Here is a 25,441-nt window from a genome sequence, read left to right as displayed (position 1 = left end):
CCGCCTGGTGAATTCAGACCACAGGGACAAAGACCACCTGGTGAATTTAGACCGCAGGGACAAAGACCACCTGGTGAATTTAGACCGCAGGGTCAAAGACCACCGATGAGCGGCGATCGGCCGTATGCGCCAAGACCGCAGGGTGATTTTCGTCCATCACATCGTCCTGCAGGTGATGACCGGAGACCACAAGGCGGCGGACGCCCGTTCTCCGATAGCGGAAGAAGACCTTCCCAGGGACAGCGCCCAGGGACAGATAAAAAAGCCCCCCAAACTCAAAGGATCAAGATTGAAGGAAAATCCGTTGAGCTTACTGTCGCTGAGCAGCCAGTAAAACGCCAGCCGCCGGAGAAAAAGAAAGCCCATGAAAATAAAGAGTTTCTATTTGATAAACGGCGTAATGATGAAAAAGATTTTTCTTCCATCTTAAGAAAAAATGACCGGAATCAACCAAACCGGAACCAACCCAATAAGATGGTTAAAGAAGTGGTCCCCAAGCATATTATTATTCCTGAGTCCTTGTCAGTTCAGGAGCTGGCGCTCAGAATGAGCCGCAAAGCCGGTGAGGTCATCAAGGAATTAATGAAGCTTGGTGTTATGGCGACCATCAATCAGGAAATTGATGCTGATACAGCGACGATTGTAGCTACCGAAATGGGTATGACGATTGAGGTTAAAGCTGAGAAATCCATGGCAGTCATTGAGGAAGTAGAAGATGATGCGTCCACGCTCAAATTCCGTCCTCCTGTTGTGACGGTCATGGGTCACGTCGATCACGGAAAAACATCTTTGCTCGATGCGATTCGTTCCGCCAATGTCATAGCATCTGAAGCCGGCGGGATTACCCAGCATATCGGTGCTTATCAGGTGGAAATTAAAAACCAAAAGATTACTTTTTTGGATACTCCTGGTCACGAGGCTTTTACAGCTATGAGAGCGAGAGGGGCTCAGGTCACGGACATTGCCATACTGGTAGTGGCTGCGGATGATGGCGTTATGCCCCAGACCGTGGAAGCGATTAATCATGCCAAAGCGGCCAATGTACCGATTATCGTAGCGATCAATAAAATTGATAAAGAAAACGCTAATCCGGACCGTGTTAAACAGGAACTGACCGAGTACGGCCTGGTTGTTGAAGAATGGGGCGGGGATACGATCACCGTGCCGGTCTCGGCCAAAGCCAGACTTAACATTGACAACCTGCTGGAAATGATCCTGCTTGTTGCGGAGATGAAAGATCTAAAGGCTAATCCGAATCGACTGGCAACCGGAACCGTTATCGAAGCGAAACTTGATAAAGGTAAGGGGCCTGTGGCAACGGTTCTGGTCTCCAAAGGTACGCTGAATATTGGTGATATTATTATTGCTGGGCATTCATTTGGCCGGATCAGAGCTATGGTTGATGACAAAGGCCGCAGGGTCAAAAAAGCCGTCCCTTCCATGCCTGTAGAGGTTCAAGGGTTGTCTGAAGTTCCACCGGCCGGAGAAATCTTCAATGTTGTCAACGACGAGAAACTTGCCCGCAGTATTACCGATGCGCGCGTCGATGAGAAAAAGGCCGAAGAAGTCAAGCAAAAGTCCAGGATCAGCCTCGATGACCTTTTTGATAAGATCAAAGAAGGCGAAGTCAAAGATTTGAACATCATTATTAAAGCTGATGTTCAGGGTTCTGTCGAAGCGATTAAACAGTCTCTGGCCAAGCTGACGACCTCGGAAGTCCGGGTAAACATCATTCACGGCGGAGTGGGTGCGATCAGTGAATCCGATGTGATGCTCGCTGCTGCTTCCAATGCGATCATCATTGGCTTTAATGTCAGACATGATTCCAATACGAAATCGACAGCAGAACTCCAGGGTGTCGATATCAGAATGTACAGAGTCATTTATGATGCGATTGATGATATCAAAGCCGCTATGGAAGGTATGCTCGATCCTGATTTTAAGGAAGTCATTCAGGGTAAAGCGGAAGTCCGCCAGATTTTCAAGGTGCCAAAGGCTGGAACTGTTGCCGGCAGCTATATAACCGACGGTAAGATTCATCGATCGGATAAGATCAGGGTTATCAGAGACGCAATTGTCATCCACGAGGGAGACCTGGAATCTCTGAGACGTTTCAAAGATGATGCCAAGGAAGTTGCGGAAGGATACGAATGCGGGATTGGCTTAAAGAACTTCAATGATCTTAAAGAAGGAGATATCTTGGAAGCCTTTACGATGGAGGAAGTTAAAAGAGAGCTCTAGACTAGCATTGGAGGTTTTCTGAATGGCTAAACACAGGGCTTTTCGCCTGGCAGAATCGATCAAAGCAGAAGTGGCACAGATGATCCGGGAGGATATCAAAGATCCGCGGCTCGGATTCGTGACCGTCACGGATGTGGAGGTTGCTGACGATTTGCGGCATGCCAAAATATTCGTCAGCGTATTGGGAACAGAAGAGGAAATGAAAAGCAGTTTGGATGTTTTAAATAAAGCATCCGGATATCTGCGCAGCGAACTGGGTAAAATCATCAGCCTGCGCTATTTTCCCGAGATCACTTTCAAGTATGATCAGTCTATTGAACATGGCGCCCATATTTCCAAGCTGCTTCGTGAGGTTGGCGCGAAAGGTGAATCCAGCGATGGACAAGACGACGAATAAGGTGATCTCAGAACTGGCCAAAAAATTGGATACAATCTCCGAGGCTGCACTGCTTACGCATATATCCCCGGATGGGGACTGCATAGGTTCAATGCTTGCTTTGGGGATTGCCTTAGAAGGTCTGAACAAAAAAATATGTTATTATAATCCTGGGTTTCTGCCGGTAAATTTGAAGTTTCTTCCGGGTGTGGACAAGATATGTTCTGTTCTGCCTCCGGAAGAGTTTCCAGAAACCCTTATTTTTATTGACTGCGCTGAAGCGGAAAGAGCGTATAGCACTCTTTGCCCGGAGTTTCTTCAGGGAAAAACGGTGATTAATATTGATCATCATATTTCCAATAACGGTTTCGGTACGGTTAATTGGATTGATGCCGGCGCAGCCGCCACAGGTGAAATGATTTTTCACCTGCTGGGTGAAATGGGAGTTTCCATGACCAAGGAAATTGCAGAGAATCTCTATACTGCGATTATTACGGATACAGGCAGGTTCAGCTACAGCAATACCACAGTCGAAAGCTTCAGGATTGCTGCGGAATTGCTCAAAACAGGCCTTGATCTTGTTCAGATCAACAATATACTGTTTGAACAGAAAAGCTTGGCTCAGACCAGACTGCTGCAAAAAGCGCTGACGAACCTGGAACTTCATCAGCAGGGAATGATGGCTGTCATTGTTCTGACCAGAGAAGACTTTGAAGAAACAGGTGCAGATGAGAGCTTAAGTGAAGGCTTGGTGAACTATGCACGCAATATCGAAAAGGTGGAAGCTGCTGCGCTGTTAAAAGAAATTGCCCCGGATGAAATCAAAGTCAGTTTCCGATCCAATACCTGGCTTGATGTAAACCAAGTTGCCAGCCGGTTCGGCGGAGGCGGACACCGGCGGGCATCAGGCTGTTCTATTAATGGAACAATGGGTCAAGCCAGGCAAATGATTGTATCTGCACTTGAGGAGGCCCTGAACGTTGGACGGGATCATTAATGTTTTAAAACCTGTTGGCATGACTTCCACAGACGTTGTTAGGTGGCTGTTTCGGAAAACACAGGCCGGCAAGGCAGGCCATATTGGGACGCTGGATCCCGGTGCTGCCGGGGTGCTTCCGATTTGCCTTGGCAAGGCAACGCGGCTGGCAGAATACCACAGCGACCAGGGAAAAAGTTATAGAGCTGAGATTACACTCGGAATCACGACAGATACGCAGGATGCTTTCGGACAGGAACGATCGAGGATTGTGCCTATGGTATCACGAGAACAATTTGCAAATACACTGGAGAATTTTCTTGGTGTCATTGAACAGGAACCGCCCATGTATTCCGCTGTCAGAAAAAATGGCAGGCGTCTGTACGAATATGCCCGCCAGGGGATCGATGTTGCAAGAGAAAAAAGACAGGTGGAGATCAAGCGGCTGGATCTGGTGGAATGGCATGAAGAGACGTTTCCAAGAGTTCTATTCGATGTGGAATGCTCCAAAGGAACGTATATACGCACTTTATGTCACGATATTGGCGCTGCCCTGGGTTGCGGTGCACATATGTCCTTTTTGCTCAGATTAAGCGCAGGCAAGTTTACGCTGGATTCCACCTACACACTGGAAGAGATTGATCAGGCGCTTGCCGACGGCGATGAACACATGCTCCTGGCCCCGGAATGGGGGCTCACACTGCCAAAGGCAAGTATACCGGCCTATCGGCTTGCCGCTTTCCGAAACGGGCTTTCTACCGGAGGGGATCTTGTTGATGCTGAAGTGTACGCGGAACAGCTTCCTGTTCAGGTATTTTGTGAGGGACGTTTTATTGGCATAGGGAATTGGGAAAACGGATGTTTATGCCCCAATAAGGTCATGGGTTAGCAAAGGTCAACAAGGTACTAGGGGGTAAAGGTTTTTGGAAGTTTGCACTCTGATTCCGGGATACAAATTTGAGCCGACTGTGCTTGCTCTGGGGAATTTTGACGGTATACACCTAGGACATCAGGAGCTGTTGAAGCACGGCTTAGAGAAAGCACGTTCACTGAAGACATTGTTTTCAGTTTTGCTTTTTGATCCCCATCCGCTGAAAGTACTTCATCCAGATAGAAAACTGGAATTGATTACCGGCAAGGATGAGAAAATCATGCTATTTGAAAAATTTGGCGTAGACAGAGTGCTCTTATTGCCTTTCTCTCCGGGATTTGCCGAGACAACGCCGCAGGAATTCGTTGAAAATATTCTGCTGAAGATCAGGGCCGTTCATGTTATTGTTGGCTTCAACTACTCCTTTGGCTGTCATGGCAAAGGAAAACCTAGCGACCTCGAAAAGTTTGGTGAAACTTACAATTTTGGGGTAAGTGTTGTCCAAGCCCAGATGCTTGACGACAGAGTGATCTCTTCGACCGAAATCAGACGTGCACTTCTGAACGGGGATATCGATCTAGCCAAGTTGATGATGGGACGCGCACCTACGATTATCGGAACGGTGGTTCACGGTGACGGGCGGGGTAGGGATATTGGATTTCCGACAGCCAACATAGAGACGTATGAGGACTTGCTAATCCCCAAAAATGGTGTGTATGTCGTTACTGCAAAAATTGACGGCAGGATCTACGGCGGGATGATGAACATCGGGATTGTACCGACCTTTAAAACCGGCCTAGAGAAGACCACGGAGATTCATTTTTTTGATTTTCACGGAGATTTATATCAGAAGGACTTATTCATAGATATTCAGGCCAGATTGCGTTCCGAGAAGAAATTTAATGGAGTCAAGGAAATCACGGAGCAACTCGGTAAAGACATGAAAGCCGCAAAACAAAAGCTGCAAAAACAAAACTTTACAAAATTTATGGAATAAGTTAAAATGACAAGGATAACCGCTGACTGGGTTCGACGAATCTCCACCGTCTTACTTGGCAGCAGGCGCTTAAAAAATATGGAGGTGCAGAACCAATGCTTACACCGGAGAAAAAGAAGGATATCATTGCGAAGTTTCAGCAGCATGAAGGAGACACAGGTTCACCCGAGGTTCAGATCGCTCTTCTCACTACGAGAATCAATGAGCTGACAGAACATTTCAAGACCCATAAGAAAGATCATCATTCCCGCCGGGGTCTTTTTAAATTGATTGGACAACGCCGTGCAATGCTGAACTACCTCAAGAAATCCGATTTTAATCGTTACCGCACAGTAGTAACAGAACTTGGCTTACGTCACTAAAAACCATCGAAAATATTTTGGTCATTCAATTTATATGTCGATATTTACAGGAGCGTGTTCAGCGCTCTTTGTATTTATGTATTAGGGTATTTATCTTAAGAAAAATTGTCCGGATTGTTTTTTTTGTTCGGGTGCAGGAAATAATAAATAATATGTCGAACACACTCCGGATAATAAAAAATTGTGAATAAAAGAAGCGTATTTAAGGAGGTTTCCAAAGTGACTCAAGAAGTCTTGGAACGCTCGCTACAGGTTGGAGGCAGAAACCTGTCGTTTGAAACCGGTATCATAGGTCGTCAAGCCGGAGGGGCAATTTATGCCAGATATGGAGACACAGTCATATCTGCATTTGCAACGACCAGTTCTAAACCACGGGAAGGGATCGACTTTTTCCCTTTGACTGTTGATTTGGAAGAACGTTTTTATGCCGTAGGAAAGATTCCCGGTGGATTCATCAAAAGAGAAGGCAGACCTAGTGAGAGGTCCATATTGTCGTCAAGACTGATAGACAGACCGGTCCGTCCGCTTTTCCCGGACGGTTATCGTAACGATGTACAGATCAGTGCGATGGTCATGTCCGTCGATCAGGACTGTGCACCGGACGTAACGGCTATCAACGCAGTTTCGGCTGCGCTCACGATTTCCGATATTCCTTTTCTGGGTCCTATTGCCGCCGTGGTTGTCGGACTTGTCGACGGAGAGTTTGTCGTTAACCCAACGGTAGCTCAGGCGGAAATCAGTAAAATGCATCTGACTGTTGCTGGAACCAAAGATGCGATTATGATGGTCGAGGCTGGAGCCAAGGAAGTCCCTGAGGATCAGATGCTTGAAGCGATCATGTTTGCGCACGAAGAAATTAAAAAGATAGCAGAGTTTATTGAGAGATACAGGGGGGCAGCCCTGGAAGTGGGACTTGCCAAAGCCAAAAGAGAAGTCACTCCGGTCGAGATCCCTGCGGAAATATCTGACAAGGTCCTGGCCTGGGGTTATGACAAGCTCGATCAGGCTATCCGTATTGAAGAAAAACTGGCCCGCCAGGAAGCTGTTGAAAAGGTCAAAGCAGACGCGCTCGAAGTTTTTGCCGAGGAATTTCCTGAGGATTTAAAATTAGTTACGAAAATATTGGATGACCTGACCCATAAAATTGTCCGTAAGCTGATTACCCACGAACATATCAGGCCTGATGGCCGTGCTCTGGATGAGATCAGACCAATCACGATTGAAGTCGGACGTCTGCCGAGAACACACGGTACCGGTCTGTTTACGCGCGGACAGACACAGGTACTCACGGTTGCGACATTAGGAGCTGCCGGTGATGAGCAGATTATTGACGGTTTGGGATTGGAAGACTCTAAACGTTATATGCACCATTATAATTTTCCGGCCTTTAGTGTCGGCGAAGTCCGTCCAAACAGGGGACCGGGCAGACGTGAGATTGGTCACGGCGCTTTGGCAGAACGCGCCTTGCTGCCGATGATTCCTCCGGAAAGTGAATTCCCGTATACGCTGCGTCTGGTTTCCGAAGTATTGGAGTCCAACGGGTCGAGCTCCATGGCTTCCGTCTGCGGCAGCACACTCGCTCTAATGGATGCAGGGGTTCCGATTAAGGCCCCGGTAGCTGGGATTGCAATGGGATTGATTAAAGAAGAAGACCATTTTGCGATTCTTACCGATATTCAGGGTTTAGAAGACCACGATGGTGATATGGACTTTAAAGTAGCCGGTACTGCCGAGGGCATTACAGCACTGCAGATGGATATCAAGATCAAAGGCGTCAACCGTGAGATCCTCACACAGGCTCTGGCTCAGGCCAAGGCCGGCAGGATGTTCATCCTGGACAAAATGCTGCAGGTTTTGCCGCAGCCCAGACCGAATCTTTCACCCTATGCACCGAGGATTATTACGTTCTCGATTCACCCTGACAAAATCAGGGATGTCATCGGACCAGGCGGCAAGATCATTAAGAAGATCGTCGAAGAGACCAAAGTTAAAATCGATATTGAAGACGACGGTCAGGTATTTATCGCTGCAGTGGATGGTGAAGCCGGAGACAAGGCAGCTGAAATCATCCGCGCTTTGACGCAGGATATTGAGGTTGGGAAAATTTACAAGGGTAAAGTTGTCCGGATCATGGATTTTGGTGCCTTCGTCGAAGTGATTCCCGGGGTGCTTGGACTTCCGGGTAAGGACGGTCTCGTGCATATCTCCCAGCTCGATGTGAACCGTGTGAACAAAGTAGAAGATATCGTCAAACTTGGCGACGAGATCATCGTCAAGGCTACCGGCATCGATAAGCAGGGCAGATTGAACCTGTCCCGTAAAGACGCTCTCGGACAGAGCCAGGGCCGGAAAGAATAAAAAATTTTTGCGAGCTTTAATGGAGCTAACTAAACTCAGCTCACAGAAGGCGTCTCATATATAATTGAGGCGTCTTTTTTCTATTCTTGGGCAGTGTAGCATTGCACAGATACTCCGCTCACACGTTTCCGCAGCTACAAACAGGAATCCTCGCTAACACGCCAAAACCTCTGGGCCTACTCTAATACGTTATGGTACTTGAAATTAGTGTCTCCATAATGCATAGCCAGCGTCAAGCGGAGCATGATGCGGAGCGCGGCTTTTTGTGCCATGGATGGCACAATAGCCGAAAGCGGTTATGTATTATGGAGACCCGCCTTAAATAAGTATTGAATAGTCAATATAAAATGACGTCTGTATTACTTCTCATCGTCATATTAATGTAGGGGAGGGGATGCATATGTCATTTTTTCCTCTGACGAAGATTAAATTCAAAGCAATTACCCTGTTCGTTGTTTTTATCGGTCTAACCCTGATGCAAACCCGAGTCGTCGGAGTCGACAACCCTAATTTGCCCGTTCTGGTTGATCAGGTCCAGACGGACCAAAAGATGATTGCGCTTACCATTAATGTCGACTGGGGAGAAGAGTATATCCCGGAAATACTGGATATTCTCAACCGCTATCAGGCCAAGGCAACGTTTTTTGTGACGGGTAAATGGGCAGCCAAGCATCCCGAACTTATTCAGCAGATTGCAGCAAAAGGACATTTGCTTGGCAATCACAGCTATTCCCATCCGCATCCAGACAATCTGACTGTGGTTCAAAATAAAGAAGAGTTAAGCAAGACGGAAAATATAATTAAAGAAGCGACCGGGTGCAAAACAATATACTATGCTCCTCCATATGGGGAAAAAGGGAAAAACGGACTTCAGGCAGCAGATGAGCTGGGTTATACGACCATCCTCTGGACGCTGGACACGATTGACTGGAAGCTGGAGAGCACGCCGGAACTGATAGCCCAGAGAATTTTGGATCCTAAAATACGATATGGCGTAAAACCGGAGAAAAAAGGTGCTATTGTCCTGATGCATCCAAAGGAGAATACCGTCAAGGCGTTGCCCGATATCTTAGCCGGTTTAAAAAATGAAGGTTTTAGTTTCGTAACGATAGAAAAATTAATAACAACTGGATTAACAGGAAATACTACTCCTTGAGCAAAATGAAGGGGTGGTACAATTGAAAAAAAGATTCTTGGGCATCATTCTGAGTTTGCTGACCATGATGCTGACAGCAGGCAGTCCTCTATATGCCCAAAATACCAGGTTGTCCGGAGAAATGACGATCGAGACGTCCAGTTTATCAAGCGGAAAATGGACGCTTCCATATGTAACAGCGCATTCGGCAGTGCTGCTTGACGCGGAAACAGGAGAGCTGCTATATGACAGAGACGGAAATGCCCAGCGGCCGCCCGCTAGCACTACCAAGATTATGACCGCAATCCTGGCTCTGGAATTGACAGATCAGGAGGAGATAGCCACGGTCAGTGAGAAAGCTGGCAATGTTGGGGAATCCTCTATTTATCTGGACAAGGGAGACAAGATTAAGATTGGAGAATTACTGGAAGGAGCGCTCTTAAGCTCCGGTAATGATGCGTGTGTCGCGCTTGCTGAAAAGACCGCCGGAAGTCAGGATGAGTTTATCCGGCTAATGAATCAGAAAGCAGTCTCGCTGGGTGCTTATAACACAAATTTTATCAATCCAAACGGTCTGCCCGATCCAAATCATTATTCCACGGCATATGACCTGGCTCTTATCACCAGATATGCGATGAATACCTCTCAATTTGCCGAAATCGTAAGCCAAAAATATTCAGTCATTAACTTTGAGGAGCCCCGTAAGTCTCAAAATGCCAAAAACACCAATAAACTTCTGTGGAATTATCCTTTGGCGGATGGTGTAAAAACGGGAACGACCAATGCAGCAGGGAAATGCCTGGTCGCGTCAGCCAGTAAAGACGGGCGGAGACTGATCTGCGTTGTACTGAATGCACCGGATCGTTTCGGAGATGCCCAAAGACTTCTGCAATGGGGCTTTGATTATACCGGAATCATTGAAATAGGGAAAAAAGGGGACGTTGCAGGCAACTTTGCGATTTCAAATACGCAACTTCCGCTGGTTCTAAGCAAAGATATCCGGCTCTGTCTTGAAAAAGACACGATTAAAAGTCTTAAGATGCAGATAAACTTAAGGACGGAGATTGACTATCCAATTAAAGAAGGAGACATTCTAGGTCATTACCAAATTTATGCAGGGGACAAGCTTCTTAAAGAAGTACCACTCCTGGCACAGCATGATGGGAAAAACCCGGACAATCTTCCCGGAAGAGTCCGAATCTTTGTGGACGATTTACTGGATTTCTTTGCTAAGAAAGGATAAACTAAATAGAGCGTTATCTATGTGCTTAAGGGGGAAGAACATTGCATCGAAAACACGTATTGCCTAACGGAGTCCGTATCATTACCGAAGAGATAGATTTTGTCCGTTCCGTGGCAATCGGGATTTGGGTCGGAACAGGGTCCCGCAACGAAACGGCAGGGTATGAAGGGATCTCACATTTTATTGAACATATGTTTTTCAAAGGAACCGAAAAACGAAGTGCCCGTCAGCTAGCCGAGTCTCTGGAAGCTGTCGGTGGTCAGATCAATGCGTTTACAACGAAGGAACTTACCTGTTATTACGCCAAAGTGCTGGATGAGGACATTTCTCTCGCGGTTGATGTCTTAAGTGATATGTTTTTTAACTCTCTCTTTGATCCGAAGGAGATAGATAAAGAAAAAAATGTTGTCATTGAAGAAATCAAAATGTATCAGGATTCTCCGGATGAGCTGATCCATGATCTCTTTTCCCAATATGTCTGGCATAAAGACCCGCTGGGCAAACCGATCCTTGGTATGGAAGAAACCATTCATGATTTAAGCAGTGAGAAGGTCAGGCATTATCTAGAGACGCACTATACACCTGATCAGGTCGTCATTGCGGTAGCCGGAAAAATCAAGCATGAGGATATCATCCGCCAGCTAGCCATGTTCGGTGATTTTCAGAGACAAAGAACAGATTCCATCAAGGAAAACCCTCAGGGGACGACCTGTAGAAAAGCGGTTGGCAAAGATACCGAGCAGATGCACCTGATTGTCGGGGTGCCGGGGCTTGGACAGGATCATGAGGATATCTATGTGATGCATGTGATCAACAGCATTTTAGGTGGAGGGCTTAGTTCGCGCCTTTTTCAGGAAATCAGGGAACAGAGAGGTCTGGCGTATTCTGTCTATTCCTATCACTCCACCTATGTCGACACCGGTCTGTTTGCGGTGTATGCAGGCACGAGCCCTGGAAATACGGATGAAGTCATCAAATGTATCCTCGATGAATTGAATAAATTAAAAAGAGAAGGATTAACTGAAGAGGAACTCATGAAAACGAAAGCCCAGATCAAGGGCAACCTTTATCTGGGACTAGAATCTGTTAGCAGCAGGATGAGCAGGCTCGGCAAAACAGAGCTGTCTTTTGGCGAAGTAAAAACACCGGAAGAGGCAGTTGAAAAACTGGAAAAGGTCACCACGGCCGATGTCAAGAGAGTGATGGAGCGTCTCTGGCAGAAAGAAAAAATCAGCATCCTTACGCTGGGACAAAAGGATTATAATACAGATTTTGACAGGATTATTGAGGAAGCTTTTGCAGAAACATGATGCCATAAAGGCAAAGAAAAAATGCGGAGGAAGAAGAGAACGATGCTGGAAGAGAGGATTCGAGTCAAGATAAAGAAGATTTCGGACGGAGATGCGGACAGATCCAATGTACCTTTTTATGCAACGGCAGGAGCCGCAGGCGCAGACCTATTTGCTTCTCTGGACCAGGACATGGTTGTGAGGCCAGGGGAAAGGGTCCGTGTTCCTACCGGAATAGCCATAGAACTGCCAGGCCCGCAGGTGGCAGCTTTTGTGTTCGCCCGCAGCGGCCTGGCAGATAAAAAAGGTCTTGCTTTAAGCAACGGAGTCGGTGTCATTGATTCCGACTTCCGGGGTGAAATCAAAGTGCTGATGATTAATCTTGGAAAAGAAGACGTTGTCGTCAGCAATGGTGACCGCATTGCCCAGATTGCGTTTATGCCCGTCTGCCGGGCCATTTTTACAGAGGTTGAAGATCTGGGTGACACGCTCAGGGGGGAAGGCGGATTCGGCTCGACTGGCTTATAGAAAGTCAGTTAAGCTGATTCATTTTATTGTCCAAGTCTTTTCGGCCTTTTCAAAAAGAAAGTCAAAAAGACTGCTAACAAACATAGGATACACGAAATGGTAAACGCAAGTGAATAGCTTTTCATCGCATCCGCGATTTGAGCTGCCATCAGGGGGCCAAAGACGCCGCCGACACCCCAGGCAGTAAAGACAAAACCATAATTTACTCCGGCATGTTTTGTACCAAAATAGTCATAGGTTGCTGATGGGAAGAGTGAAAGCAAAGAACCGTAGCCTAATCCTGCAATGGCTGCACCTAACGCAATTAATACCGGAGTATTGTAAGTGCTGAAAGCAAGCATGTTGAGCGCCTGTATCAAAAAGAAAATACGCATCGACCAGGAACGCCCTATTTTATCGGAAAGCCAACCGGCAATAACCCTGCCGGAGGCATTGAAAACGGCCAGTAAAGCGACCATCGCGTACCCCCAGGAAATGCCGGCCTGCGTCTTGGCAATTGAAGAAAGCTGGCTGATGATCATCAGCCCGGCGCTGGCGCCTGCCGCATACATCACCCAAAGCAGATAGAATTCCCGTCTTATAAGCATTTGCCGCCAGTTCAGGCCTCCTGTCGGGGCAGTAGAAGCTGAAGGGGAAGCTGTGCTACTTCGAGATTGGCCGCTTAGAGTGGAAGGAACAGTCAGCAGCTGGGCAAGTAAAACAATAATTAGTAAGAATAGGATCCCTTCAATACGGAAGGTGTTCTCTATGTCAAACCTTCTCAGCAAAGCATTGGTTAATGGTGCGATATAAAGAGAAGCTAAACCAAAACCGGCAACAACCACACCCGAGATCAGACCTTTTTTTTCTGGGGGAAACCATTTGACTGCGGCAGGTGTCGCAGCCGAGTATCCGAGCCCGATCCCCATCCCGGCAATTAAACCGAAAGTAACGATCAGCATGGTCAGTGAGTGCGTAAAGCTGCTCAGGATTAAGCCACTGCCTGCCATGATTCCGCCAAGGGCAGCAATCCAGCGGGGGCCGTACCGGTCTTGAAGATATCCGCCGGGAACCATCATCAAGGCAAACACTGCGCAGGCGACCATATACGGAACAGAAGCCGCTGTCTTAGTCCAGTGGAATTGCTCAATCAGAGCAGCTGCAAAGACGCTCCAGGTGTAAAGGACACCAAGAGCTAAATTAATACCTGTTCCGGCCAAAGTAACTGTCCAACCTTGTTTCGCTCTGTTCATCATTATCTTCCTTTCTTTATCTGTCCATCGATCCTGATAGAATCCGGCCAGCGTTATCTTTTTACGTATCTTATCAGAAAAGAGATCAAAGGTTTGTGATTCTGACTGCAAAAGCAGTATTCAGCACGTCAACGGAAGATAATAAAGCGTTACCCGTTTACGAAAGAATAATGCCGTTTTTTCCCTCATAGATATGCTTAGGGGGGATTCCAAATGAAAGCCCTGAAGTGTTTATGAGTATTCTATATAGTGTTCTGCTGGCACTCGGGATTGCTGTATCATTGAGAACAAGAGTAAAAGTCATGATGTGGAGGTCTCCTGAGGCGCCTAACCGTTTGGCCAAAGCCATTACCCAGCTGGTCGGGACTGCGGGCGGAATTTATATATCTTTGGAACTGCTGCTGACCTTTCTAGGGATACCCGAAAACATCTGGAATCCTTCATCAGTTTATTTTATAAAACCACTGGCTGTTTTTTCGCTGATCATTGCGATACTGCAGCCCTATGGTCAAAAACTATGGGAAACGTTCCGGGGCAGGAGTGTGTAATATGCTTTTAAGTGAACTGTCAGGAAAAGAAATTATCAATCTTCATGATGGCGCGAAGCTCGGTTCAATTGGCGAGAGTGATATAAAAATTAGCCCCGAAGGAAAAATTGAGGCAATTATCATTGATTCAAGAGCGGGGTACGGAAGGTTTTTTAATAAAAACAGTGAAAAAGAAAGCGGGTACGTGGTCGTCCCCTGGAAAGCCATCAAAAAAGTAGGCAGCGAAGTGATTATCGTAGATATCGATATGTAGGACCGCTCCTTACCGTCCATGGCATCGCGGCATTGGGCCATCCGTGGCCGTCATTTGACAGGTTTCTATTGATATAATAGAATAAGAAGAGTATTAAACCCCGAAAGGCTTCTGGCGCGGGGTTTTGCGTTACCGTATTCAGGAGGGGTATATTTGAACAAAATACGCGTATTTGTTGCCGGAGCATGTGGCAAAGTGGGCATGGAAACAGTCAGGACAATACGTCTGCAGAAGGATATGGAGCTTGTAGGGGTATCAGATATTCAGAATCAAGGGAAGGATATTGGATCAGTCCTTGGACAGCCACCATTTGACATACAGATTTCCGGACAGATGGAAATAGAAAAATTAAAAGAATTGCATGTAGATATTCTCGTTGATTTTACGAATCCCCAATCGGTGTTTTCCAATGCCAAAACTGCAATTAAGGCGGGGGTTATTCCTGTTATTGGAGCGACTGGGCTGGACGACCATGAAATTAGCGAATTGGAAGATTTGTCCAAAGAGGCCGGCACCGGAGTTTTTATAGCACCAAATTTTGCGCTTGGCGCAATCCTGATGATGAAGTTTGCAAAAGAAACCGCAAAATACTTTCATCACGTCGATATCATTGAATATCATCATGATCAGAAGCTGGATGCACCTTCCGGTACTGCTTTGAAAACCGCGGATATGATCTCTGAGATCCGGGAACCGATCATCCAGGGACATCCGAATGAATATGAAAAAATACCCGGTGCGCGGGGCGGAGACCTGAATGGCATTCACATCCATTCCGTCCGTTTACCGGGACTGATTGCCCATCAGGAAGTCATTTTCGGAGGATTTGGACAGACACTTACGATCCGTCATGACGCATATACACGGGAAACCTACATGCCCGGGGTGATGCTGGCCATTCGTAAAGCATGTAATTTGACCGGACTTGTTGTCGGACTCGAGAATTTCCTGGATTAGTTTAAGCACCGCGTTTCTCGGCTGCTCATATACTGGATAGTAGTTAACTGGACACTATCCAGTAAGGAGGCATAAACATGAATGCGGTACTTGAAGGAGTTCGCCTGGCAGTAATCGGCGGGGATGATAGAGAAATATTTCTTGTCCCTGAGCTGCAAAAGTGTGGGGCGAAGATCATCGGGCTCGGTCTGGAAAAGTCTCCGCTTGGAGACAGCATTGAGCATGCCAAATCTTTTACCGAGATTATTGCTAAAGCAGATGCGCTTATCTTACCTATGTTTGGGACAGATGAGCGGGGCCTGATCAAAGCAAAGTATTCTAATTCTCCGATCATCTTAAATAATGAAGTTCTGGAATCGATTCCGCCTAGTGTTCCGCTGTTTATAGGCTGGGCCCGTCCTGCCCTAATCAGTGCAGCCGAAAAGATGAACATAGACCTCGTGGAAATAGCAAACCGTAATGAAATGGTCATTTTGAATTCGATACCTTCAGCCGAGGGGGCGGTTCAGATGGCAATGGAGGCCACCACGATCACCATTCACAGCAGTGAAAGCTTTGTTTTGGGTCTTGGACGCTGCGGCATGACACTGGTGAATCTACTGAAGGGAATGGGAGCAAGAGTTACGTGTGTTGCACGTAAGCCCTCAGACCAGGCCCGGGCTATAGAGATGGGAGTACGTTCAATCGGTTTTTCTGATCTTGAAAAGGAAATCAACAGGGCGGAAATTGTTTTCAATACCGTACCAGCCCTGATTCTTGGCAGAGATCTGCTGAACAAAATGTCCCGGGAAACCGTCATTATTGATATTGCCTCTATTCCGGGAGGTATTGACTTTGAATATGCCCAGATGCTTGGTATTAAGGCTCAGCTTGCCCCTGGCCTGCCAGGTATTGTTGCGCCAAAGACTGCCGGAAAAATGCTGGCGAAGCTTTATCCACCTCTGATTCTTGAGCACCTTGCACCTGCTGCTGCAGTCCGGAGGGGGGTGCCCAAAAATGAGATTTGAAAAGCTGCACATCGGTTTCGCGCTGACCGGTTCCCATTGTACCCTTGGCCAGGTCATGGGGGTGATCAGACAGCTTGTCGAAGAAGGAGCAGATATAACGCCGATTGTTTCGGAGTCCGTTAATACAGTGGATACGAGATTCGGAGAAGCAGCGTACTGGAAAGCTAGACTTAAAGAGATTACAGGGAAAGACCCGATCAGAACTATTCCGGAAGCAGAACCGATCGGGCCGGGCAAGTTTTTTGATTGCATGGTTATTGCGCCTTGTACCGGAAATACACTTGCCAAACTCGCTAACGGAATCACCGATACACCCGTCTTAATGGCTACCAAAGCACATTTGCGCAACTTAGGACCTGTGGTAATTGCTATATCTACAAATGACGGGTTAGGGGTTAACGCTAAAAATATTGGAGCTTTACTCTTAGCAAAGAATATCTATCTGGTGCCTTTTGGTCAGGACAGCCCGCTCAAAAAAACCAATTCTCTCGTTGCCCAGATGAATAAAATACCGGACACGATATTGATGGCCTGCCAGGGAAAGCAAATCGAACCGCTCTTGGTAGAAATTACTTCTTCTGAGTAGCCAAAATATTTAGTATCCTATGAGAGAATAATGATTTATACTATATTAATACTTAGTTGTCGAAAGTGAATTGTCAGAATTATTGAATATTCATGTTTAGGAGGATCTCAATGCCAAATATTGCAATTGTCGGGGCAACGGGTGCCGTTGGTCAGGAATTTTTGAAAATTCTTGCAGAACGGAAGTTTCCGGTGGATGAGCTTCGCTTGCTTGCGACGAAAAGATCAAGTGGATCACGGATTTCCTGGCAGGGAAAAGAAATAGAAGTACAAGAAACAACGAATCAGAGCTTTCAAGGCATTGATATCGCCTTATTTGCGGGTGGTTCCGCCAGTACGGAGTATGTGCCGGCCGCAGTCCAGAGCGGAGCAGTCGTTATTGACAACAGCAGTGCTTTTCGGCTAAATCCGGATGTTCCTCTGGTTGTGCCTGAAGTCAACCCCGAAGATGTCAAATGGCATAAAGGGATTATTGCCAATCCGAACTGTTCCACGATTATCATGGTCGTGGCACTGAAACCACTCGAAACTCTTTCGCCAATCAAGCGCATTGTGGTATCGACGTATCAGGCAGTTTCAGGCGCGGGAAAAGAAGGGATTATTGAACTGGAGGAACAGGTGAAGTCGTGGAGCAACGGGGAAAAGATCACGGATATCGATACCTTTCCATATCAGATCGCCTTTAACCTGATACCCAGAATTGATGTATTCCAGGAGGGTGACTATACAAAGGAAGAATGGAAAATGGTCAAGGAAACCCAAAAAATCTTCCACAGGGATGATATGCGTATTACGGCTACCTGTGTCCGTGTTCCAGTCTTTCGTTCCCACTGTGAATCCATCAATATTGAGACTGAGAAAAAAATCACGATTGATCAGGTCAAGGCTGCGCTTGCCCAGGCTCCCGGCGTAATCTTAAAAGACGATTCGGCGAAAGATATTTATCCGATGCCGCTCGATAGCTCGAACAGGGATGAAGTTCTGGTCGGAAGAATCCGGGAAGATCAAACCATTGATCAGGGGATTAATCTCTGGATTGCGGGTGATCAGATTCGCAAAGGTGCAGCGACAAATGCGGTCCAGATTGCAGAATTGCTGTTATCATAGTAAGGAAAGCAAAATCAGAACAAGTTAAGAAAGTAGAGGAAGGAGAAATTATCTTGCGGATATTGGTTCAAAAATTTGGCGGAACTTCCCTGGCCAATCCGGAAAGAAGAGCGCAGGTCGCGGCTAAGGTTTCCGAGGCTATTAATCAAGGATATTCGCCTGTAGTTGTTGTTTCTGCAATCGGGCGTTCGGGAGATCCCTATGCGACTGATACGCTGATTAAGATGGTCTCAAACATTTATTCCGAAGTGCCCAAAAGAGAAATGGACTTGCTCTTAAGCTGTGGAGAAATCATTTCGGGCAGCATTATGGTTAGCACCCTGCAGGGCCTCGGGCTGGAAGCTATTCTTTTAACGGGTGGACAGGCCGGCATTATCACCAATAGCAGTTTTGGCGATGCAAGAATTGTCAAAATCGAACCGGAAAATATCCTGGAACAGCTGAAAGAAGGCAAAGTTGTTGTCGTTACGGGCTTCCAGGGTATGACCGAAGACGGACAAATTACAACCCTGGGCAGAGGCGGAAGCGATACGACGGCCTGTTCGATTGGTGTCGCACTAAATGCTGAAGCAATCGATATTTATACGGACGTCGAAGGTATTATGACTGCAGACCCCCGAATCGTCCAGGATGCCAAAATCCTTGACGTGATCACCTATAATGATATCTGCCATCTGGCGCATCAGGGAGCTAAAGTCATCCATCCGCGCGCCGTGGAAATCGCGATGCAGAAGAATATCCCACTGCGGGTAAAATGTACGTTTTCCGATGCTCCAGGAACGCTGGTCACCAATGTTCAGCCCGACCTCGCGGAGGGTTCGGACATGATCGGTGACAGGATTATTACCGGGATTGCACATACCCCGAATGTCACCCAGATCAAGATCCACATTCAAGAAGAAGAAAATAAACCCAAAGCGATCACCAAAATATTTAAGGGGATGGCTTTAGCGGATATTAGTGTCGATTTCATCAGCGTTCAGCCGGAAACTGTCCTGTATACCGTTCGTGATGAGCTGGCAAAGAAAGCCATCAATATTTTAAAGAATCTGGGTTTCAACCCTGAATCCGCACCAGGATGTGCTAAGATCGCGCTTGTTGGCGGGGGGATTGCCGATGTGCCCGGCGTCATGGCCAATATGGCAGAAGCACTTGCTGAGAGCGGCATTGAGATTCTTCAGTCCGCTGACTCCCATACTACGATCTGGGTGCTTGTCAGAAAGGAACATATGGTTCCGGCTGTTCAGTCTTTGCACAAAAAATTTGAGCTTGGCATTTGACAGCCTGGCAGTGCATAAAATAGTTTATGGAGGAAAGAGAAATGTTTGGCAGCGTTTTAACCGCTATGGTCACACCATTTAACGATAAGCTGGAGATTGATTATCCTGCAGCCGCAGTGTTGGCCAGATATTTGGCTGAAAACGGCACAGAAGGGATCGTCGTAGCCGGAACAACCGGTGAGAGCCCTAATCTGACCGGTGAAGAAAAGCTTAAGCTTTTTATGACAGTGAAAGAGGCGGTTGGGGATACGTGTAAAGTCATTGCAGGCGTGGGTACCTATTCGACCCGTGAAAGTATTGAACTTGCCGAGAAAGTCTCAAATCAGCTCGATGGCATTATGGCAGTAGTTCCGTATTACAGTAAACCTTCTCAGGAAGGTCTTTATGAGCATTTTAGAGCCATTGCAGCGGCTACAGACCGGCCTGTGATGCTTTATAACATACCAGGAAGGACAGTCATCAATCTTCTTCCTTCTACAGTCGCCAAACTAGCTGAAACCCCAAATATTGTCTGCATTAAAGAAGCAGCAGGATCGATGGATCAGGTCAGTGAACTGAAAAAGGAACTGCCTTCGACCTTTGCGATTTATTCGGGCGATGATTCACTGACCTTGCCGATGCTGTCTTTAGGCGGGAGAGGGATTGTAAGTGTCGCTTCGCATCTGATCGGTACCCAGATGCAAAAAATGGTTGCTGCGTTTAAGGCCGGCGATATGGAGAAAGCTTTAAAATGGCATCTACTACTGTTCCCGATTTTTAAAGGGATGTTCGTGGCAACAAATCCAGTGCCTGTGAAGTATCTGCTGAATGAAGTCGGCATCAAAGCCGGAGGCTACCGGTTGCCCATCGTTGGCCCGACCCAGACGGAACAGGCTTTCTTAAAAGAATTGCTCACGAATATCCGGAATCTGCCTGAAGAGGTCTAATCTCAGAAATTGCTTTCAGATAAAATCAAAAAAATAATAAATAATTTAAAACTTTGGCTATGCCGAAGTTTTAGTTTTATTCGCGAATGGGGAACAATAATGTTGGAAGCGGTTCACCCAGCTTGCATATCTGATATTCAAGTACTATAATAAATTCAATGGTGTTGTACGGCTAACCGAATAATGGAATCAAAGAAACCAAGAGGTATTTTTGCCTGTTTCTATTTTTGTTTGTGTTTTTTTGTTTTAGTCTTTTTTATCCTGCTCAGGTACTTCGGGGTATCTTATTGTATTCTCTAGGTTTACAAATTAATAGGATTACAATTGAAATTAATAAAGTGAAATATATATAAATTAATGGAGGTATTGCCTTTGCCAAAAGAACACAAACTGCAAATTATCCCTTTAGGCGGGTTGGGTGAGATCGGAAAAAACATGACGCTGGTAAAGTATGACAACCAGATGATCATGATTGACGCCGGTATGGCTTTTCCTGAAGATGACATGCCCGGAATTGATTTGGTCATCCCTGACTATTCCTATGTCATTGAAAACAAGGACATGTTGCTAGGGATTGTGGTGACCCATGGCCATGAAGATCATATCGGGACATTCCCGTATCTTCTAAAGGACATAGACGCGCCTGTATTTGCGCCAAAACTTACCTTGGGACTGATCCAGGCCAAATTAAAGGAGTGCAATGTCAACCGGTTTAAATCGACTGTCGTCAATCCTGGAGAGAGTATCAAGCTTGGCGTTTTTAAAATTGATTTTATCCGGGTCAACCACAGTATACCTGATTCTGTGAGTCTGGCCATCCATACACCCCTTGGTGTGATCGTTCATACCGGAGATTTTAAACTAGATCATACTCCCGTTACCTCAGAGATCCTGGATATCTATAAATTCTCCGAATTGGGTGAAAAAGGCGTACTCTGCCTAATGTCCGACAGCACGAATGTAGAAAGGCCTGGTTTCACGATGTCGGAGAGAGTGGTCGGTCAGATGTTTGACGATGTATTCCGCACCGCCAAGGAAAGGATCATTTTAGCCAGCTTTGCTTCGAATATCCATCGCGTGCAGCAGGTCATCACCGCTGCTTTCAAAACAAACAGGAAGGTTGCCATTGTCGGCAGGAGCATGCAGAATTACGCCTCAATCGCTGCTGAATATGGCTATCTGATCATTCCAGAAGGAACGCTGGTCGATGTAGAAGAGGTTCTTCAGCTGCCACCGAATCAGGCCTGTATTATTACAACAGGGAGCCAGGGAGAACCGATGTCGGCGCTTTCCCGTATGGCTTCTAGCGATCATAAGCAGGTCGAAATCCTGCCCGGTGATACCGTGATTATTTCCGCCAGTCCGATTCCCGGAAATGAGAAATCGGTTGCCCGGACCATCGATCAGTTGTTTAAACTTGGCGCTAATGTGATCCACGAACAAGCATCGGGCGTCCATGTTTCCGGTCATGGCAGTCAGGAAGAATTAAAGTTGATGCTGAATATGGTGAGACCGCAGTATTTTATCCCTGTACACGGTGAGTATCGCATGCTGATTAAGCATGGCCAGATTGCCGAACAACTTGGCATTCCGCACAAAAATATTTTTATTGCTGAAAATGGAAGTGTCATTGAGTTCACCAGAAATGGAGCAGGTATTGCCGGGAAAGTGCCATCCGGCAGAATTTTAGTGGATGGATTGGGCGTAGGGGACGTAGGCAATATTGTGCTGCGCGACCGCAAACAGCTGTCTCAGGACGGTATTTTAATTGTAGTTATTGCGCTGAGCCGCTCCACCAATGAAATCGTTGCCGGACCCGATATCGTGACCAGGGGATTTGTCTATGTCCGAGAATCCGAATCGATGCTGGATGAGGCCAAAGAGAAAATCAGACAGACCACTGAGCGCTGCCTCGAGAACGGTATCATTGAATGGGTCACACTCAAAAATCAGATTAAAGAAGTTCTAGGCAAGCATCTGTACGAAAAAACGAAAAGAAAACCGGTCATTCTGCCAATTATTCAAGAAGTGAAATAAGTTCAATAACTTCCAACATTTTTTTCCTAAACGGGTTGACAATGTTTTCGCATTTAGCTATACTATCAAATGTTCTCGCAATTTTGGCCCGTTGGTCAAGCGGCCTAAGACACCGCCCTTTCACGGCGGTAACACGGGTTCGAATCCCGTACGGGTCACCATTTCAAATCCGACGTTTGGGGTTTTCCCTGAACATCAGATAAGGGCGATTAGCTCAGCTGGGAGAGCGCCTGCCTTACAAGCAGGATGTCGGCAGTTCGATCCTGTCATCGCCCACCAAACTCGAAGTTCGAAGTTCGAGGCGCGAAGTTTGAAAAAGCATATATAAGATATTGCTTGAAGAGCGGAAGGTACGAACTGAACATCGGGAAACTTACTGCAGAGGAATACGAAGGTTCGAATATCGAACGTCGTGCCTCGAATATCGAATTGGCCCCGTAGCTTAGTGGTTTAAAGCGCCTGCCTGTCACGCAGGAGATCGTCGGTTCAAATCCGATCGGGGTCGCCATTATTCATCAGGTTCTGAATTCATCCTGAAACCGATGGGGTGTCGCCAAGCGGTAAGGCACCAGACTTTGACTCTGGCATACGTTGGTTCGAATCCAGCCACCCCAGCCAGACGGGTCATTAGCTCAGCTGGTAGAGCACCTGACTCTTAATCAGGGTGTCCAGGGTTCGAGCCCCTGATGGCCCACCACCATTTAACCATTTGAACGGTATCACTTCCGAGCCATTAGCTCAGTCGGTAGAGCACCTGACTTTTAATCAGGGTGTCCCGCGTTCGAGCCGCGGATGGCTCACCATCTATCATGCGGGTGTAACTCAGTGGTAGAGTGTCACCTTGCCAAGGTGAAAGTCGCGAGTTCGAATCTCGTCACCCGCTCCAAAAAAATATGCGCTCGTAGCTCAGCTGGATAGAGCGTCTGACTACGAATCAGAAGGCCGGGGGTTCGAATCCCTCCGAGCGCACCATCTTTCAAAGGCATTCGCCGTTATAGCTCAGTAGGTAGAGCGTATCCTTGGTAAGGATAAGGTCACCGGTTCAATCCCGGTTAACGGCTCCAGTTTTATGCGGGAGTGGCGGAATTGGCAGACGCGCACGTTTGAGGGGCGTGTGGTTAACACCGTGCGGGTTCAAGTCCCGCCTTCCGCACCAATCAGTAGTTTACGGAGAAGTACTCAAGTGGCTGAAGAGGACGGTTTGCTAAACCGTTAGAGTGGGTAACTGCTGCGAGGGTTCAAATCCCTCCTTCTCCGCCAGCATATTCCTCGATAGCTCAACGGTAGAGCAATCGGCTGTTAACCGATAGGTTGCTGGTTCGAATCCAGCTCGGGGAGCCATGGCAGGGTAGCCAAGTGGTCTAAGGCAAGCGGTTCATACCCGCTCATCCGAGGGTTCAAATCCCCCCCCTGCTACCAAACATGCGGGTGTAACTCAATGGTAGAGTGCCAGCCTTCCAAGCTGGTTACGTGGGTTCGATTCCCATCACCCGCTCCAAAGAAAATAGAATCCTGCGCACAGCGCAGGATTTTTTTATGGAGCATGCGACCTATGGAAGCATTTTCCCACCCCGGCGTGATAGCGAGCGAATTGGCAGAGGCCAATTAGTGAAGCGGAGCGATTCCCATCACCCGCGGAGTTGATGGACGAAGAAGTAAAATAGAACGTGCATAATAAACTAGGTGATGGGATTCAAGTTTTGAAGTAATATAATTAGTATTAGAAAGAAATAAAACTTGTCAAGATTTTGTCAATGACAATTTGAGAAAAATATTACAATTTATGCTATTTAGTAGTATAATTAAAATGTATTTTCATTTCTAAAAATGAAATATAAGATAAGCGAATAAATGTAAAAATTATGTAAAATTAATGTAAATTAAATGTAAAATATGCAGAGGGAGTGAAAATATGCCTCTATATTCGTATGTTGCTAAAGATTTTTCCGGCCAGAGATCGACAGGCGTTCTGGAAGCCGATAGTATTCAGAACTTTTACCGCCAGCTCAAAGAGCGACAGCTTTTTTGCATCGAAGTCAGTGAAAAGAAACAAAGCGCGCAAAAAGCGATTAGCAAGGATAAGCCGATCAAGCTAAAAGTCAAAGACCTTGTCGTGTTTTGCAACCAGTTTCATGCACTATTAACAGCCGGGGTAACAGTCATCAAAGCACTCGATGTAATCTATCAGCAAACGGAAAGCAAAAAGCTCAAAGCGGTTGTTCTCAGAGTTTATGAAGCAGTCCAAAAAGGTGATATGCTTTCCGAAGCTATGCGCAAGCAGGGGCAGGCATTTCCTGAAATCCTGATTAATATGATTGAGTCTGGAGAAGCCAGTGGAAAACTCGATCTCGTACTGGCTAAAATGACCGAGCATTTTGAAAAGGAACGAAAGCTTCGGACAAAAATGATTTCTTCTATGACATACCCGGCCATCTTAACCGGCGTAATGATCATTGTGGTTATTATATTGATGACTTTTGTGCTGCCGACGTTTACCGCCATGTTTGAATCGACCGGCACAACCCTGCCGCTGACAACCAGAATCCTTATGGGAATCAGTAACTTTATGAGGTCTTATTGGTACATTTTAATTATTGTGATTGCAGCGATCGTTTTTGCAACAAGACAATACATTAAGACCGATTCCGGAAGACTGAAATGGGATGGAATGAAACTGAAAATACCTGTTGTAAAGTCGACTTCTATCAAGATCATGTCCGCCAGGATGGCCCGTACCCTTTCCACGCTGTTAAGCAGCGGGATTCCTTTGCTGAACTGTATAGAAATCACCGCGAAAGTGCTTGGGAATAAAGTAGTCAGTGACGGTCTGTTAGCTGCCAAAGAGGATATGAGCAAAGGAGCGACGATCTCGCAGTCCATCCGCAAGATCGGGGTGTTTCCGCCGATGATTTATTCCATGATCAGCATCGGCGAGGAATCCGGCTCACTTGAGAGTATTTTGGAAAGAACGTCTGCCTATTATGACGAGGAAGCTGATGTGGCAATTCAGCGTATGCTGGCGCTGTTTGAACCGGCCTTGATCGTTGTGATGGCGGTCGTGATCGGCTTTATTGTTCTGTCGATTGTTTCGGCGATGTATGGCGCCTATCAGAATATTTAAGTGAATTTTACA

General features: G+C 46.6%; 22 protein-coding genes and 14 tRNA genes. 35 read left to right on the top strand and 1 reads right to left on the bottom strand.

From position 1 onward, the window contains the following. The 11 genes from infB to dut all read left to right on the top strand — a co-directional run. Window positions 1–2,241, top strand: a 2,241-nt coding sequence (infB, locus tag A7K50_RS01375) for a translation initiation factor IF-2 (RefSeq protein ID WP_199698209.1), incomplete at its 5' end; no start/stop codon positions are given. Window positions 2,242–2,263: 22 nt separating this feature from the next. Then, the gene (gene rbfA, locus A7K50_RS01370; protein ID WP_015044118.1) at window positions 2,264–2,638 is read left to right on the top strand and encodes a 30S ribosome-binding factor RbfA; all 375 of its coding nucleotides are present in this window, start codon (window positions 2,264–2,266) and stop codon (window positions 2,636–2,638) included. After that, window positions 2,619–3,614 carry a bifunctional oligoribonuclease/PAP phosphatase NrnA gene (locus A7K50_RS01365; RefSeq protein ID WP_119774480.1) on the top strand — a complete coding sequence of 332 codons (996 nt, stop codon included), beginning with the start codon at window positions 2,619–2,621 and terminating at the stop codon, window positions 3,612–3,614. Before rbfA ends, A7K50_RS01365 begins: the two co-directional genes overlap by 20 nt. Next, window positions 3,598–4,482: a tRNA pseudouridine(55) synthase TruB gene (gene truB, locus A7K50_RS01360; protein ID WP_119774479.1), complete on the top strand. Its 885-nt coding sequence runs from the start codon at window positions 3,598–3,600 to the stop codon at window positions 4,480–4,482. The genes A7K50_RS01365 and truB overlap by 17 nt, the downstream gene beginning before the upstream one ends. A 34-nt stretch (window positions 4,483–4,516) precedes the next feature. After that, window positions 4,517–5,461, top strand: coding sequence for a bifunctional riboflavin kinase/FAD synthetase (locus A7K50_RS01355; RefSeq protein WP_119774478.1), 945 nt, complete (start codon window positions 4,517–4,519; stop codon window positions 5,459–5,461). 95 nt (window positions 5,462–5,556) lie between these two features. Further along, the gene (gene rpsO, locus A7K50_RS01350; RefSeq protein WP_019226874.1) at window positions 5,557–5,823 is read left to right on the top strand and encodes a 30S ribosomal protein S15; all 267 of its coding nucleotides are present in this window, start codon (window positions 5,557–5,559) and stop codon (window positions 5,821–5,823) included. 219 nt (window positions 5,824–6,042) lie between these two features. Further along, a complete protein-coding gene (locus A7K50_RS01345; protein ID WP_119774477.1) occupies window positions 6,043–8,181 on the top strand; it encodes a polyribonucleotide nucleotidyltransferase in 2,139 nt (712 codons plus the stop codon). Between the two features lie 400 nt (window positions 8,182–8,581). Beyond that, complete coding sequence (locus A7K50_RS01340; RefSeq protein ID WP_119774476.1) at window positions 8,582–9,337, top strand: polysaccharide deacetylase family protein; 756 nt, start codon at window positions 8,582–8,584, stop codon at window positions 9,335–9,337. A gap of 13 nt (window positions 9,338–9,350) precedes the next feature. Further along, window positions 9,351–10,559, top strand: a complete 1,209-nt coding sequence (locus tag A7K50_RS01335) for a D-alanyl-D-alanine carboxypeptidase family protein (RefSeq protein ID WP_243103600.1) — start codon at window positions 9,351–9,353, stop codon at window positions 10,557–10,559. Between the two features lie 41 nt (window positions 10,560–10,600). Then, entirely contained in the window at window positions 10,601–11,869 is a 1,269-nt protein-coding gene (locus tag A7K50_RS01330) for a pitrilysin family protein (RefSeq protein WP_119774474.1), read from the top strand. Window positions 11,870–11,911: 42 nt separating this feature from the next. Further along, a complete protein-coding gene (dut, locus tag A7K50_RS01325; protein WP_119774473.1) occupies window positions 11,912–12,376 on the top strand; it encodes a dUTP diphosphatase in 465 nt (154 codons plus the stop codon). Between the two features lie 23 nt (window positions 12,377–12,399). Here dut and A7K50_RS01320 read toward each other — a convergent pair whose 3' ends face one another. After that, window positions 12,400–13,608: an OFA family MFS transporter gene (locus tag A7K50_RS01320; protein ID WP_119774472.1), complete on the bottom strand. Its 1,209-nt coding sequence runs from the start codon at window positions 13,606–13,608 to the stop codon at window positions 12,400–12,402. Between the two features lie 233 nt (window positions 13,609–13,841). Between A7K50_RS01320 and A7K50_RS01315 the strand changes: the two genes are divergently transcribed. The 24 genes from A7K50_RS01315 to A7K50_RS01200 all read left to right on the top strand — a co-directional run bounded on the left by A7K50_RS01315 (window position 13,842) and on the right by A7K50_RS01200 (window position 25,429). After that, entirely contained in the window at window positions 13,842–14,156 is a 315-nt protein-coding gene (locus A7K50_RS01315; RefSeq protein WP_020493057.1) for a hypothetical protein, read from the top strand. Window position 14,157: 1 nt separating this feature from the next. Next, window positions 14,158–14,409, top strand: a complete 252-nt coding sequence (locus tag A7K50_RS01310) for a YlmC/YmxH family sporulation protein (RefSeq protein WP_020493056.1) — start codon at window positions 14,158–14,160, stop codon at window positions 14,407–14,409. Window positions 14,410–14,562: 153 nt separating this feature from the next. Then, window positions 14,563–15,366: a 4-hydroxy-tetrahydrodipicolinate reductase gene (dapB, locus tag A7K50_RS01305; RefSeq protein ID WP_119774471.1), complete on the top strand. Its 804-nt coding sequence runs from the start codon at window positions 14,563–14,565 to the stop codon at window positions 15,364–15,366. Between the two features lie 77 nt (window positions 15,367–15,443). Then, complete coding sequence (gene dpsA / locus A7K50_RS01300) at window positions 15,444–16,373, top strand: dipicolinate synthase subunit DpsA (protein ID WP_119774470.1); 930 nt, start codon at window positions 15,444–15,446, stop codon at window positions 16,371–16,373. Then, window positions 16,363–16,959, top strand: coding sequence for a dipicolinate synthase subunit B (locus A7K50_RS01295; RefSeq protein ID WP_020493053.1), 597 nt, complete (start codon window positions 16,363–16,365; stop codon window positions 16,957–16,959). The genes dpsA and A7K50_RS01295 overlap by 11 nt, the downstream gene beginning before the upstream one ends. Before the next feature lie 110 nt (window positions 16,960–17,069). Next, window positions 17,070–18,065: an aspartate-semialdehyde dehydrogenase gene (locus tag A7K50_RS01290; protein ID WP_119774469.1), complete on the top strand. Its 996-nt coding sequence runs from the start codon at window positions 17,070–17,072 to the stop codon at window positions 18,063–18,065. Window positions 18,066–18,118: 53 nt separating this feature from the next. After that, complete coding sequence (gene dapG, locus A7K50_RS01285) at window positions 18,119–19,345, top strand: aspartate kinase (RefSeq protein ID WP_020493051.1); 1,227 nt, start codon at window positions 18,119–18,121, stop codon at window positions 19,343–19,345. Between the two features lie 41 nt (window positions 19,346–19,386). Continuing rightward, window positions 19,387–20,271 (top strand): 4-hydroxy-tetrahydrodipicolinate synthase, encoded by an 885-nt coding sequence (dapA, locus tag A7K50_RS01280; RefSeq protein ID WP_119774468.1) that lies wholly within the window; start codon window positions 19,387–19,389, stop codon window positions 20,269–20,271. Between the two features lie 372 nt (window positions 20,272–20,643). After that, window positions 20,644–22,308, top strand: a complete 1,665-nt coding sequence (locus A7K50_RS01275) for a ribonuclease J (RefSeq protein ID WP_026156643.1) — start codon at window positions 20,644–20,646, stop codon at window positions 22,306–22,308. Window positions 22,309–22,393: 85 nt separating this feature from the next. After that, a tRNA-Glu gene (locus tag A7K50_RS01270) sits at window positions 22,394–22,469 on the top strand. Between the two features lie 42 nt (window positions 22,470–22,511). Further along, a tRNA-Val gene (locus A7K50_RS01265) sits at window positions 22,512–22,587 on the top strand. A 152-nt stretch (window positions 22,588–22,739) separates the two neighbouring features. Continuing rightward, window positions 22,740–22,816: transfer RNA gene (locus A7K50_RS01260), tRNA-Asp, on the top strand. A gap of 35 nt (window positions 22,817–22,851) precedes the next feature. Continuing rightward, a tRNA-Gln gene (locus A7K50_RS01255) sits at window positions 22,852–22,926 on the top strand. Between the two features lie 3 nt (window positions 22,927–22,929). Next, window positions 22,930–23,005: transfer RNA gene (locus tag A7K50_RS01250), tRNA-Lys, on the top strand. Window positions 23,006–23,035: 30 nt separating this feature from the next. Then, window positions 23,036–23,111, top strand: a tRNA-Lys gene (locus A7K50_RS01245). A gap of 8 nt (window positions 23,112–23,119) precedes the next feature. Beyond that, window positions 23,120–23,194: transfer RNA gene (locus A7K50_RS01240), tRNA-Gly, on the top strand. Between the two features lie 9 nt (window positions 23,195–23,203). Further along, window positions 23,204–23,280 (top strand) — tRNA-Arg (locus tag A7K50_RS01235). A gap of 16 nt (window positions 23,281–23,296) precedes the next feature. Further along, window positions 23,297–23,372, top strand: a tRNA-Thr gene (locus tag A7K50_RS01230). 7 nt (window positions 23,373–23,379) lie between these two features. After that, window positions 23,380–23,464 (top strand) — tRNA-Leu (locus A7K50_RS01225). 13 nt (window positions 23,465–23,477) lie between these two features. After that, a tRNA-Ser gene (locus A7K50_RS01220) sits at window positions 23,478–23,568 on the top strand. Window positions 23,569–23,574: 6 nt separating this feature from the next. Continuing rightward, window positions 23,575–23,649 (top strand) — tRNA-Asn (locus tag A7K50_RS01215). Between the two features lies 1 nt (window position 23,650). Further along, window positions 23,651–23,727 (top strand) — tRNA-Ile (locus tag A7K50_RS01210). Window positions 23,728–23,732: 5 nt separating this feature from the next. Then, window positions 23,733–23,806 (top strand) — tRNA-Gly (locus A7K50_RS01205). Between the two features lie 414 nt (window positions 23,807–24,220). Next, window positions 24,221–25,429 (top strand): type II secretion system F family protein, encoded by a 1,209-nt coding sequence (locus A7K50_RS01200; protein ID WP_020493048.1) that lies wholly within the window; start codon window positions 24,221–24,223, stop codon window positions 25,427–25,429. The last annotated feature ends 12 nt before the right edge of the window (window positions 25,430–25,441 follow it).

Origin of the sequence: Dehalobacter sp. MCB1 (genome assembly GCF_003590275.1) — a bacterium.
Taxonomy (GTDB): Bacteria; Bacillota; Desulfitobacteriia; order Desulfitobacteriales; family Syntrophobotulaceae; genus Dehalobacter.
Note: the sequence above shows the minus strand (reverse complement) of the source record. Positions and strands in the feature narration are given on the sequence as shown.

What these genes read in the sequence shown, in the direction of transcription:
- A7K50_RS01320 (WP_119774472.1), bottom strand. Translation starts at nt 13,608, where the DNA reads ATGAACAGAGCGAAACAAGGTTGGACAGTTACTTTGGCCGGAACAGGT.
- A7K50_RS01315 (WP_020493057.1), top strand. Translation starts at nt 13,842, where the DNA reads ATGAGTATTCTATATAGTGTTCTGCTGGCACTCGGGATTGCTGTATCA.
- A7K50_RS01365 (WP_119774480.1), top strand. Translation starts at nt 2,619, where the DNA reads ATGGACAAGACGACGAATAAGGTGATCTCAGAACTGGCCAAAAAATTG.
- rpsO (WP_019226874.1), top strand. Translation starts at nt 5,557, where the DNA reads ATGCTTACACCGGAGAAAAAGAAGGATATCATTGCGAAGTTTCAGCAG.
- A7K50_RS01200 (WP_020493048.1), top strand. Translation starts at nt 24,221, where the DNA reads ATGCCTCTATATTCGTATGTTGCTAAAGATTTTTCCGGCCAGAGATCG.
- dapA (WP_119774468.1), top strand. Translation starts at nt 19,387, where the DNA reads ATGTTTGGCAGCGTTTTAACCGCTATGGTCACACCATTTAACGATAAG.
- dpsA (WP_119774470.1), top strand. Translation starts at nt 15,444, where the DNA reads ATGAATGCGGTACTTGAAGGAGTTCGCCTGGCAGTAATCGGCGGGGAT.
- rbfA (WP_015044118.1), top strand. Translation starts at nt 2,264, where the DNA reads ATGGCTAAACACAGGGCTTTTCGCCTGGCAGAATCGATCAAAGCAGAA.
- A7K50_RS01310 (WP_020493056.1), top strand. Translation starts at nt 14,158, where the DNA reads ATGCTTTTAAGTGAACTGTCAGGAAAAGAAATTATCAATCTTCATGAT.
- A7K50_RS01290 (WP_119774469.1), top strand. Translation starts at nt 17,070, where the DNA reads ATGCCAAATATTGCAATTGTCGGGGCAACGGGTGCCGTTGGTCAGGAA.
- A7K50_RS01340 (WP_119774476.1), top strand. Translation starts at nt 8,582, where the DNA reads ATGTCATTTTTTCCTCTGACGAAGATTAAATTCAAAGCAATTACCCTG.
- A7K50_RS01295 (WP_020493053.1), top strand. Translation starts at nt 16,363, where the DNA reads ATGAGATTTGAAAAGCTGCACATCGGTTTCGCGCTGACCGGTTCCCAT.
- dut (WP_119774473.1), top strand. Translation starts at nt 11,912, where the DNA reads ATGCTGGAAGAGAGGATTCGAGTCAAGATAAAGAAGATTTCGGACGGA.